The organism is Archangium sp. (assembly GCF_036389735.1).
Lineage (GTDB): Bacteria > Myxococcota > Myxococcia > Myxococcales > Myxococcaceae > Archangium.
The window spans coordinates 1-10,971 of sequence record NZ_DASVWK010000715.1; the positions used below are offsets into that span (position 1 = coordinate 1).

Below are 10,971 nucleotides of genomic sequence, written 5' to 3' on the forward strand. Positions count from 1 at the left end.
GCCTGGGTGGTGGCGTAGGTGCCGCGCACGTTGACGCCGAACATCAGGTCGAACTTCTTCATCGGCGTCTCCAGCGTGCCCGTCAGGCTGATGGCGCTGGCGTTGTTCACGAGGATGTCGATGCCGCCGAAGCGCTCCACCGCCTGCTTCACCGCGTCGCGCAGCTGCTCCTCGAAGCGGATGTCCACCATCAGGGGCAGGGCCTTGCCGCCCTCCTTCTCGATCTCCTCGGCGGCCGTGTGGATGGTGCCGGGCAGCTTCGGGTGGGGCTCGGCCGTCTTGGCGGCGATGACGACGTTGGCGCCGTCTCGTGCCGCGCGCTTCGCGATGGCCAGGCCGATGCCGCGGCTCGCGCCGGTAATGAACAGGGTCTTGCCCTTCAGCGTGTTCACAGCGGGTCCTTTCTCCGGGGCCCCAGCGGGCCACCCCCCTTCCGTACTGCGTCTCGGGGGGGATGGCCACTCCCACCTCGTCGCCAGCGGTGGGAAATCGCTACTCGAAGAGCGACACCTCGTTGAGGGAGATGATTCCGGGGTTGTCCTGCCCGATCGAGCGCACACGCACCTGACTCAGCGGGGTGGAGTGGTTCAGGTCGACCTCGATGAAACGCACGGCCATGCCGTCCTCAAGCAGGTTGGCCAACGGCACCCACGTGGTGCCATCGCCGCTGCCCTCGAGGACGAGTTCGCTCGGCGAGGAGAACGTATGGAGGTTGCGCAGCACCGCCTTGCGCAGCACCTTGGCCTGCGCCAGTTGGAGGACCACCTCGCGGGTGTTCTCCTTGAAGGTGGGCGAGGTGCCGAGATTGCCATCCGTCAACGGGCACACCGTCGGCGCGTCGGTGTAGACGCAGCTCGCGCCGCGGCTGACCGGGACGAGCGCGCGTCGGGGCAGAGCCACCGGATTGCCCGTGTAGCGGATGGTGAAGGTGTTGCCGCCGTTCTCGACCTTGCGAAAGACGAAGAGGACCGCCTCGAGGTCCGCCGCATCCTCCAAGACATAGTCGCTCAGCTGCGTCGGTGACTGGATCGGAGCGATCGACCAGATCGTGGAGGACGCCTTCTTCACGTCGAGGGTATATGTCCCGCTGACCCCTGCCTGGACGGTGGAGAGGTCCTTGAAGGTCACCCCCACCCCGTTACCGCTGACGGCCGCCGCTGGCGCACCGCTCCACTCCTGGAGGGTAGGCACCTGGACGGCCTCGTTCTTCACGAGGAACTCGACCGAGACGGAGCGCCCCGTCTGCCCGGGGATGGGCATGGAGAAGCAGCGCGCCAGCTTGCCACTCCGGGTGTCGGCTCCCAACAACTCCAGGCTGAAGGCGCCATCCGCGCCGGTCTTCACCGACTTCCAACTCCCGCCGCTGAAGATGCTGAACACGCATTCCGAGTTCGCGCTGCGGTAGAGGTTCAGGAGCGTGTTCGCCACCGGCTGACCGTCTTCCCGCAGCGCCTTGCCGGTGAGGGTGATCTCCAGCTCGGGGTCCACCTCGCTCGTCGCGCAGCCCAACCAGGTCGACGCCACGGCGCACGAGGCCAGCATCCATCGCTTCATTTCCATGTGGGTTCTCTCCCCTTCGGCTTGGGCCCCAATCGTAGCTTGAACAGCTTGACCGGGCCGAAGGTGTGCCAGCCGCCCGGCCTGTCGCGGCGGACTCCGTTCGAGTTGGGTGCCCCACCGCACTCGTAGGCGACGACGAGGGGTGTGCGTGAATCCCGGTACGGAGCGCATCAAAGACGACGGCCCGGGTGGGTCCTGCTCGTGAGCAGGGCCACACCCGGGCCGCTGGAGGTCCGTCGAGCGGACGTCCGGACTACGGGAGCGGGGCCAGCGCCACGCCGCGGAAGGCGGTGTTGGTCGCCGCCGTGCTCACCGTGGTCACAGTCGCCGTGGTCGTCCCGTCATCGACGAAGGTGATCAGCTTGTTGGTGGTCTCGGAGGTGGTCGCCACCACATGCACGGTGGAGCCGTCCACGAGCACTGCCACGCCGCGGGCCGGGCCGGGGCTCGTGAGAGGCGCTGCCGTCCACTTGCCCGTGGAGTCCTTCACGTATTTGAAGATGCCTCCAGGGGGGGTAGCGGTGGCGGATGCATCGTCCGCGACGTAGAGCGTGTCGTCGCCGTCAACCGCCGGGTTGCGATCCAGGAAGACGAACCCATAGGGCGAGTTGAAGGTGGACACGCCGTTGAGCCCCGTCGCCGTCTGGCCCGTCGCGGTGGGCAGACCAGTGCCCACCGCGAAGATGGGCTTGCTGGTACCGCTACCGGTGCTCAAGTAGAGCTGACCGCCGGAGACGACAGCCACGCGCGAGTTGTTGGGAGTGGTGAGGATCTGCGTGGACTCGCCCGTGGAGTTGTGGACGACGTAATGGATGCCACCCGTGGTGGGCGTGCCGCCGCCGTTTCCGGCCACCCAGTAACCACTGCCATCCACCGTGGTCGCCGAGCGCACGTTGCTGGCGCTGAAGGCGGTGTTCAGCGTCGCCGCGACGACGAAGTTGCCCGAGCCATCCAGGCGTCCCACCACGCGCGGGGTTGCACTCGCGGTGGTCGCGGCCACGGCGGCGGTGCCCGCAGCGGCGCTGTAGCCGGCGAACACCACATAGCGCCCGTCGGTGGAGCGGCTCACGTAGCCCTCGGAGCCGGACGAACCGGCGACCGTCAGCCCGGTGATGGCCTTGGTCCCCACCAGCACGTTCTTGCGCAGGTCATAGGTCTCGATGAAGATGGCCGCGGCGGCGCTGGAAAGGGCCGCCGAACCATCACCCGCGCGGAGCACGGACACCAGGAGCGCCGGCTTCGGCTTGCAGGTGACGGCCACGTTCGTCACCTTGGCCGTGGCGATGGTGCCACTCGCCGTGGCTTCGTCCACCGTGCAGATCATCTCCTCGGCCGGCGTCTTCACCGCCACCGCATACGTCTCGCCGCCCGCCAGACCGGTGGCGAAGGTGAAGGAGGCGCTGCCGCCCGCCACGCCATTGACGGTCAGGTCATCCCCGCCGTTGTTGGTGAGCACCAGCGACTTGCCGCTCTCCAGGCCGGTGACGGTGCCGCCCAACGTGTAGAGGGGCACGCAGGTGATTTCCACGTTGGTGACGTCGGCCATCAGGTTGGTGCCGCTGCCGTTCTTCACCGTGCAGCGCTGGCCCGCGGGCTGCGCGGAGACGGTGACGGCGTAGGTGCCCCCCTCCGCCACCTCGACAGGGAAGGTGAAGGGGCCGTCCTCGACCAGGGTCCGCTCGTCGCCACCGTTGTTGACCACCTTGAGGGTGCCGCCCGCGCCCAGACCGTCCAGGGTGCCGCTCACTGAGAAGGTATTGGCCGAGCACGTCACCGTCACGTTCGTCACGTTGGCGGGGCCCATGACGGCCTTGCCGTTGCCCACGCTGCACACCTTGCCGGGCGGCCTCGTCTTCACCACCACCTCATAACCGCTTCCCTGGTTCACCTTGTTGGGGAAGGTGAACTCGCCGTTCGCGGTAGGGGTGACGGTGTCGGTGCCGTTGGCCAGCTCCACGCTCTCGCCGTCGGCCAGACCGCTCACCGTGCCGCCCAGGGTGAAGGTGTTGGTCACGCAGGAGACGGCCACCGTCACGTCCGCGCCGCCCATGGGGAGGGCCGCCTTCTGGGCCACCGTGCACGTCTGGATGGTCGGCTGCTGGCCGATGGTGACGAAGTAGGAGGCCTCCTGGTTCACCTTGGCGCTGAAGGTGCTGATGCCGTTCGCGGTGACGGTGAGGTCATTCCCGCCGTTGTTCTGGAGGACCAGCGTGCCCACCAGCCCTGTCACGTCCACCTTCACCGAGTACGCATGGGTGACACAGGTCACCAGGACGCCGGTCACGTTGCCGTTGCCCACGGTGCTCTTGCCCCGGGTGATGGTGCAGTCCTGGATGTCGGGCTCCGTCTTCACCAGCACCTCATAGGCGGTGCCGGACAGGAGCGTCTGGGGGAAGGCGAACGTGCCGTTGCTCGTGACGGTCACCTCCTGAGTGCCGCTCGTCAGCACCAGCGTGCCCTTCAGCCCCGTCACGTTGCCGCCCAGGGTGAAGCTGTTGGTGGCGCAGTTGACGGTGACGCTGCTGACGTCCGCGCCGCCCATGGTGCCCGTGCCGCCGGACACGGTGCAGGTCTGGCTGGGGGAGGTGGGCTGGGACGACACGGTGACGGCGAAGGTCAGGCCGCTCTTCACCGCGGTGGCGAACTGGAAGGCACCGTTGGCGTTCACCGTCAGCGTGTCCCCGCCGTTGTTCTGGAGCCGCAGGGTCCTGCCCGCCGTGAGGCCCGTCACCGTGCCGCCCACCTTGAAGGCACGGGTGGTGCAGGTGACGGCCACATCGGCCATGTCCGCCCCACCCATCGTGCCCGTGCCATTGGCCACGGTGCACTCCTGGGTGGGATCGGAGGGATGGGTGTTGATCTTCACGTCATAGGCGGCACCGGAGGCCACCTTGCGGGCGAAGGTGAAGGAGGCGTTCTCGGTGATGGCCAGTGTCTCGCCGTTGTTCTCCAGCACGAGGCCCGTGCCCGCGAGGCCCGTCACCGTGCCGCCCAGGGCGTACTCGGCGGGCTTTTCGGGAGGCGGGTTGGGGCAGGCCGCGAGTGCCAGCGGCAACAAGAGCGTCAACACCAGTCGGAACGACAGTCGCATTCGGGGGATCCTTGGGATGGAACACCGGCACCGAGCCCCCGCCATGGGAGCCCGGGTCCTGTACCGCGCTCCGGGGGGAGATGCGCGGCGGCCTGGCGACAAGATTGTGTCAGATTTGTGAACCTTCTGGGATGGCCTCCAGCACTCCAAGCTCCGGTGAAGCCGGGAAAAAGTGCCCTGATTTTCGATGGATACGGGGATTGCGGAGCTGTTGACGCACGGGCTGTCCGCTACCGAGCACGGATCGAAAAGGGGGACCGGCGGGCTTGCCGCAGTGCGGCATCGAACCCAGCTTGCGAGGCCTCACCAGGGGGGTCCTCGATGCAGCCATACCGTCGATTCCATGACCAGTATCGGGAACGGCTGTCGCTCGCGGATGGGACGTGGGCGGAGCTGCGGTTGGTGAAGCCCGAGGACGCCGCGCTGCTGCGCGAGGGCTTCGAGCGGCTCTCCCCGCGCTCGCGCTTCCAGCGCTTCCTGTCCGCCAAGCCGAGGCTGACCGAGGCGGAGGTGCGCTACCTGACGCGCGTGGACGGGGAGCGGCACCTGGCCCTCGGGGCGGTGACGCGGGGCCCGGAAGGGCGTGAGGTGGGGCTGGGCGTGGCTCGCTTCATCCGCCTGGAGCACGCGCCCGAGGTCGCCGAGGTGGCCATCACCGTGGCGGACGATGCGCAGGGCAAGGGGCTCGGCCGCGTGCTGCTGGAGCGGTTGGTGGAGGCCGCGCGTGAGCGGGGCGTGGAGCGCTTCGAGCTGCGGGTGCTGGCGGGCAACATGCCGATGTACCGGCTCGTCCAGGCGTTCGCACCCTGCGAGCCCGAGCAGGACGATGAGTCGCTCTGCTTCAGCCTGCCGCTGGCCGCGCCCACGCGCGGTGGGTACGACGTGCTGCGCTCGTTGCTGGCGCTCGCGGCCCAGGGGGCGCTCACGCTCATCGGCCCCACGTGCCGCTGGAGGATGCTGCCCCGCGCGGCGCCCCCGGCGGCCTACGAAGAGGCGGTCCGCTAGGGCTCCCGCAGGCTGGGCGAGCGGGCATGGTGGGCGCTCCCGGCCGGGTTACGCTGGAGGGTGGATCTCCCATGCTCAAGGTCGCCCTCTTCCTGCTGGTCGCGGTGCTGCTCCGGCAGGTGCTCATCTCCCTGCTGTTCGAGCTCGCGCAGGAGAGCAGCTTCCACTTCGGCACCTATCGCGCCACGCTCGCGAGCATTCGTGCCCTCCGGCTGCTGGGGGCTCCGCGGTGGATGCGCCCGTCGCTGCTTCAGTTGACGGTGCATGCGCGCGAGGCCCTTGGACAGACGGCGTCCGCCGTGGAGGGCGCGCGGCGCCTCGTGGGCGAGGCCCGGGCCTTGCGCTCGTGGGACCTGGCCAACACGGCCATCAACACCTTCATCAACGCGGGCCTCTACGAGGAAGCGCTCGAGGTCGAGCGCCGCTGGGAGCGCCAGGAGACTCCGGAGGTGGAGCCGCTCGACACGGAGGAGGGGCTGGTGCAGCTCAACCTCGCCGAGGCGCTCTACAACCTCGGCGACTGGGAGGCCGCCAGCGAGCGTCTCCAGGGGGTGGAGAAGGTAGTGGAGCCGCAGCCGCTCCTGAAGCACGCGCTCCTCATGCAACGGGCGTGGATTCAAGCCAACACCGGACGGGGCGCCGACGCGCTGGAGACGCTGGCGCGGGTGGATCGCCAGAGCCTGCCCCGCGTGTACTGGAGCGAGGTGGCCTTCACGCACGCCGCGGCCCTGCTGGCGGTGGGGCGCTACGAGGAGGCCGAGCGCGAGGTGCGGGCGGGGCTGGAGTGCGCGCGCCGGGTCGCGAGTACGCGCAACGGGTTGTTCCTGCTCGGGCGGATCGCCCTGCGCGCGGGGCGCCTGGACGAGGCCCTCCCTCACTTCGAGGCCGGGGCCGCGCACCCCTACAGGGGGCAGGGGGGCCGTGCATTGCTGGAGTGGGGTGACTGCCTGGAGCGGCTCGGCCAGGGTTCCCGGGCCCGGGAGGTCTGGCGGCTCGTGCTCGAGCGCGATCCCCGGAGCGAGGCGGCGCGGGAGGCGGCCTCGCGACTGGATCAGGGCGCCGAGGTGGGGGCGGGCAGCGCCTCGTAGCGGAAGGACAGGCGCGCTGGGGTGCCCGCGTTGTCGTAGTACGAGAGCATCTGGAGCTTGAAGAACCGCCCCTCGCTGCTGCGCACCACGTACAGCAGCTCCTCGCGGGTGACGAGCCGGTGCTTCACGAGGTCGTAGGTGTACCAGCCGCCCTCGACTCCGTTGAACACCGGCTCCGAGGCGTCCTGCTGGTAGCCCTCGGCGGGGGCCGAGGTGAGCGAGTCCCAGCTCGCGTCCTTGCGCACCGCCACCCGTACCTGGCCGTTCGGGTTGCCGCCCCCGCCGTTCATCGTCACGGTGTAGCGCTGGAAGGCCAGGTCCCACCCGTTGGTGTCGAAGGCCTCGTCGGCCTTCAGCTCCCGGCCCTCGTCGATGTCGAAGAAGACGAGGGAGGACTTGTTCGTCGCGTCCACGAGCGCCATGGCGCTGCCGTCCTCCTGGGGTGAAACCTCGACGAGCGGCCCGGTATTGACCTGGCCGTCGAACGGGTAGTCCGTCCGCAGATCCGGGGCACAGCCCGCCACCGCGAGCCCGAGGAGCACCACCTGTCGCATCGTCCGCATCGTCAGTACTCCCACTGGACGCCGCCCAGCACGCCCCGGGGGGGCCTCGGGTTGAACTGCTGGTCGCCCGCGTTGAGCAGGTTGTAGCCGTTGACGAAGACCTCGAACCCGCCCCGGAACTCGTAGGTCACCGTGGCCTCCAGGTCGAAGTACGAGGGCGACCACACCTCGCGCTCCTCGCCGAAGCCGAGCACGTTCGCCATGCCGCCGGCCGAGCCCAGGTAGTACGGCCGGCCTCCCACCCAGGAGCCCCGCACCACCGCCTCCAGGTTCAACGGGCGGTACCTCGTGGAGAGCTGCGCGTTGACGCGGTGCCGCGAGCGGCCCTCCAGCGGACGGCCTCGCGTGAGGTCCTTCGCGTCCAGCAGCATGTACGCCAGATCCAGGTACGTCGCGCGCACGGGCAGCTTGAAGCGGCCGTTGACCTCGACGCCCTGCGTGTACGCCCGGGCCACGTTCTCGTAGGTGAACGTCACCGGGTTGTCCGGGTCCGGCGTCCCCCCGGCGGTGATGTTGATGAGGTTGTTGAGCCGCGTGTGGAAGCCGCTCGCGGAGAAGAGCCACCCCTCCAGGGGCGGGCGCCAGTCCACGCCGACGTTCACCGCCGCCGAGCGCTCGGCCGTGAGCTTCGGGTTGCCCGAGACGATGTAGCCGATGCCCTGGTTGGCGAAGCGGAGGTACAACTCCTGGAAGGACGGCGGGCGGAAGCCGAGGCCCACCGAGGCCCGCACCGTCAGGGCCGCGCTCGGATCCAGCTTGAGGGCGAGCCGCGGGGAGGGTGCTCCGCCGAACTGCGAGTCCAGGTCGAAGCGGAAGCCTGGCGCCACCTTCAGCCTCGGCCCGGTGTCGTCCGACGACAGCGCCACGTCCCACTCGTCCTGGACGAACGCGCCACCCCGGAGCCGGCCCACCGGGCTCTCCGCGAGCCGCATCGAGTCGAGGCGCTCGCCGAGCAGCTCGAGGCCCCCGGTGAGTGCGTGCGCCCCAATGCGGTGGTCCGCCTGGACGACCCCCTCGTAGAGCCGGGTGAAGTTCTGCGAGTAGTCGTCGAGCCCCCGCGAGCCGCGCTGGTCCTGGAGGAGCTGATCCCGGAACAGGCCGAAGTGTCCCCGGACGAGCAGGTGCGTGTCCTCGAGGAGCCGCTTCCTCCCGCCGAGCGAGACGTCGAACTGCTCCTGCCGCTGCCGCCGGTCGAGCACCGCCCCCGAGGGGTTGAGGTCGACGGCGGCCTCGTCGCGGCGGTTGTACTGGCCGCGCAGCCACAGCCGGGACCGGTCATCGGGCGAGTAGGAGAGGGCCACGTCTCCATCGAACCGCTTGAGGCCCGCGCCGCTCGTGGCCGCGTCCCCGGGCTCCCAGTCATAGGGGTCGCGGGTGCGGTAGCCACCACCCACGCGCACCTCGAAGGGGCCCTGCTTGGTGCCCGCGTGCGCGCGGACGTCGCCCTCCAGCAGCGTGCCGAAGACGCCCCGGACGCTCGCCTCCAGGGGGCGCTGCACGCGCCGGGTGATGAGGTTCACCACGCCGCCGATGGCATCCGCGCCATAGAGCGCCGCGGCCGGGCCCTTGACCACCTCCACGCGCTCCACGTCGCGCAGGCTGAAGCGCCCCAGGTCGAGCGTGGTGCCCACCCGGCCGCTCACGCGCTCGCCATCGACGAGCACCAGCACGTACTCGGGATCCAACCCCTGCAACCGCAGGCCCGTGCCCCGGAAGGTGTGGACGAGTTCCACGCCGGGGTGCTGCTGGAGGAGCTGACCGAGGTCCCTCGCGCCGATCGCCTCGATCTGCTTGCGGGTGATGACCTCGGTGGCCACCACCACGTCCTCCAGCTTGCGCTCGGTGCGCGAGGCGGTGACGACCGTCTGCGTGCGCCGGTCGGTCTCCTCGGGCTCGGGGGGGGCGGCCGTGGAGAGGTCGTTCGGCTGGCCTGCCAGGAGGGCGGCCACCAGGGGGAGAATCACGGGGCGACTCTCCGCTGGAAGCTCCAGGCCGTCAATGGGTGGCGTGGTAGCGTGCTTGGCCGATGAGCGTGAACCTGCTGCGCGAGCTCTCGGCCCTGCTGCCGCCCGAGGCTCTCGTCACCGACTCCGACGTGCTCGAAGCGCACCGCCGCGACCAGGCCGGGTGGGCCTCGGCTGGCACTCCTCGAGTCCTCGTCCGTCCGGCGTCGACCGCCGAGGTACAGGCAGTGCTCCGCGTCGCGGCGGCCCACCGGGTGCCAGTGGTCGCCCGGGGCGCGGGCTCGGGGCTGTCGGGGGGCGCCAACGCCGTGGACGGATGCATCGTGCTCTCGCTCATGCGGATGAACCGTGTGCTGGAACTCGACCGGGCTGGCATGTACGCCGTCGTCCAACCAGGGGTGCTCAACGCCAGGGTGAAGGCGACCGCGGCGGAGCACGGGCTCTGGTACGCGCCGGACCCCGCGAGCTGGGAGTTCTCGACGATCGGCGGCAACGTCGCGACCAACGCCGGGGGCCTGTGCTGCGTGAAGTATGGCGTGACCGGGGATGCCGTGCTCGGGTTGGAGGCCGTGCTCGCGGATGGCTCCGTCGTCCGTACCGGCGGTCGCACGATGAAGAACGTCGCCGGCTATGACCTCACCCGGCTGTTCGTCGGCTCCGAGGGCACGCTCGGCATCGTCACCGAGGTCACGGTGAAGCTGCGGCCACGTCCGCCGCCCGCGACGACCCTGGTGGCCGCGTTCCCGACGCTCGTGGGGGCGGGGGCGGCCGTCACGGAGATCATGGCCCACACGCGGCCCTCGCTCCTCGAGCTGATGGACCGCACGACGATGCGTGCCGTCGAGGCCTTCAAGCCCATGGGCCTGGACGTCGAGTCCGCGGCGCTCCTGCTGGCGCGCTCCGATGCCGGAGGCGAGCAGGGGGTGGCGGAGTGCACGCGGATGGTGGCCGCCTGCGAGGCCGCCGGGGCGACCTTCGTCGCGCACTCCGCCGACGAGGCCGAGGGCGAGCTGCTGATTGGCGCTCGCCGGCTGGCCTTCCCCGCGCTGGAGCGACAGGGGGCGACGCTGCTGGATGATGTGGGCGTGCCGCTCTCGCGGATCGCGGAGCTGCTCGCGGCGATCGAGGGCATCGCCGAGAGGCGGGGCGTGCTCATCGGCACGTTCGGGCATGCGGGGGACGGGAACATGCACCCGACGCTCGTCTTCGATCGGAACGACCCGGACGCGGTAGCGCGGGCGAAGGCGGCCTTCGACGACATCCTGCGTGTGGTGCTCGACCTGGGAGGCACCATCACCGGCGAGCACGGGGTGGGCCTGCTCAAGCGCCCGTTCCTCGCCGAGCAGCTCGGCCCCGAGTCCGTGCGGCTCCACCGGGCCATCAAGGACGCGCTGGATCCACTCGGCATCCTCAATCCCGGCAAGCTGCTCTGACCCGTCCCGCGGTAGAAGCGCGCCATGAGCACTTCCTCCGTGGCCGCCCGTTCTTTTCCGCCCTATCTCCTGCGGACTCCCCGGCTTCTCCTGCGCTGCTTCGAGCCCGCTGACGCCGAGCGCCGCAAGGAGGCGGTGGACGCGAGCGGAGCGCACCTGGCGGACTTCTTTCCCGCTACCGCCGCCGGGCCCATGTCGCTCGAGGATCACGCGGCGCAGATTCGTCGGCTCCGTGGGAGCTTCGACCTGGACCAGGATCGCGGCTAC

8 protein-coding genes and 1 pseudogene are annotated in these 10,971 nt (G+C 70.0%); 4 read left to right on the top strand and 5 right to left on the bottom strand.

Annotated features, from left to right (window positions below; genetic code table 11):
• From VF794_RS25260 to VF794_RS25270, 3 genes are all read right to left on the bottom strand, one after another.
• On the bottom strand, positions 1-392 hold a 392-nt coding region (locus VF794_RS25260; protein ID WP_331114674.1), incomplete at its 3' end, for an SDR family NAD(P)-dependent oxidoreductase.
• Positions 393-492: 100 nt separating this feature from the next.
• Positions 493-1,560, bottom strand: coding sequence for a hypothetical protein (locus VF794_RS25265; RefSeq protein ID WP_331114676.1), 1,068 nt, complete (start codon positions 1,558-1,560; stop codon positions 493-495).
• A 253-nt stretch (positions 1,561-1,813) separates the two neighbouring features.
• On the bottom strand, positions 1,814-4,651 hold the full coding sequence (locus VF794_RS25270; RefSeq protein ID WP_331114677.1) for a hypothetical protein: 2,838 nt from the start codon (positions 4,649-4,651) through the stop codon (positions 1,814-1,816).
• 321 nt (positions 4,652-4,972) lie between these two features.
• Here VF794_RS25270 and VF794_RS25275 point away from each other — a divergent pair, with 321 nt between their 5' ends.
• The gene (locus tag VF794_RS25275; RefSeq protein WP_331114679.1) at positions 4,973-5,656 is read left to right on the top strand and encodes a GNAT family N-acetyltransferase; all 684 of its coding nucleotides are present in this window, start codon (positions 4,973-4,975) and stop codon (positions 5,654-5,656) included.
• A 71-nt stretch (positions 5,657-5,727) separates the two neighbouring features.
• On the top strand, positions 5,728-6,744 hold the full coding sequence (locus tag VF794_RS25280; protein ID WP_331114681.1) for a tetratricopeptide repeat protein: 1,017 nt from the start codon (positions 5,728-5,730) through the stop codon (positions 6,742-6,744).
• On the opposite strand, the gene VF794_RS25285 is transcribed toward VF794_RS25280, so the two are convergent.
• Positions 6,708-7,307: an HmuY family protein gene (locus VF794_RS25285; RefSeq protein WP_331114682.1), complete on the bottom strand. Its 600-nt coding sequence runs from the start codon at positions 7,305-7,307 to the stop codon at positions 6,708-6,710. The genes VF794_RS25280 and VF794_RS25285 overlap by 37 nt on opposite strands.
• A 2-nt stretch (positions 7,308-7,309) precedes the next feature.
• Entirely contained in the window at positions 7,310-9,271 is a 1,962-nt protein-coding gene (locus VF794_RS25290) for a TonB-dependent receptor (RefSeq protein ID WP_331114684.1), read from the bottom strand.
• 62 nt (positions 9,272-9,333) lie between these two features.
• On the opposite strand from VF794_RS25290, the gene VF794_RS25295 reads away from it, so the two are divergent.
• Complete coding sequence (locus tag VF794_RS25295; RefSeq protein ID WP_331114686.1) at positions 9,334-10,704, top strand: FAD-binding oxidoreductase; 1,371 nt, start codon at positions 9,334-9,336, stop codon at positions 10,702-10,704.
• Between the two features lie 24 nt (positions 10,705-10,728).
• A pseudogene (locus VF794_RS25300) lies at positions 10,729-10,971 on the top strand (N-acetyltransferase); the annotation flags it as partial.

What these genes read in the sequence shown, in the direction of transcription:
- VF794_RS25270 (WP_331114677.1), bottom strand. Translation starts at nt 4,651, where the DNA reads ATGCGACTGTCGTTCCGACTGGTGTTGACGCTCTTGTTGCCGCTGGCA.
- VF794_RS25295 (WP_331114686.1), top strand. Translation starts at nt 9,334, where the DNA reads ATGAGCGTGAACCTGCTGCGCGAGCTCTCGGCCCTGCTGCCGCCCGAG.
- VF794_RS25285 (WP_331114682.1), bottom strand. Translation starts at nt 7,307, where the DNA reads ATGCGGACGATGCGACAGGTGGTGCTCCTCGGGCTCGCGGTGGCGGGC.
- VF794_RS25265 (WP_331114676.1), bottom strand. Translation starts at nt 1,560, where the DNA reads ATGGAAATGAAGCGATGGATGCTGGCCTCGTGCGCCGTGGCGTCGACC.
- VF794_RS25275 (WP_331114679.1), top strand. Translation starts at nt 4,973, where the DNA reads ATGCAGCCATACCGTCGATTCCATGACCAGTATCGGGAACGGCTGTCG.
- VF794_RS25280 (WP_331114681.1), top strand. Translation starts at nt 5,728, where the DNA reads ATGCTCAAGGTCGCCCTCTTCCTGCTGGTCGCGGTGCTGCTCCGGCAG.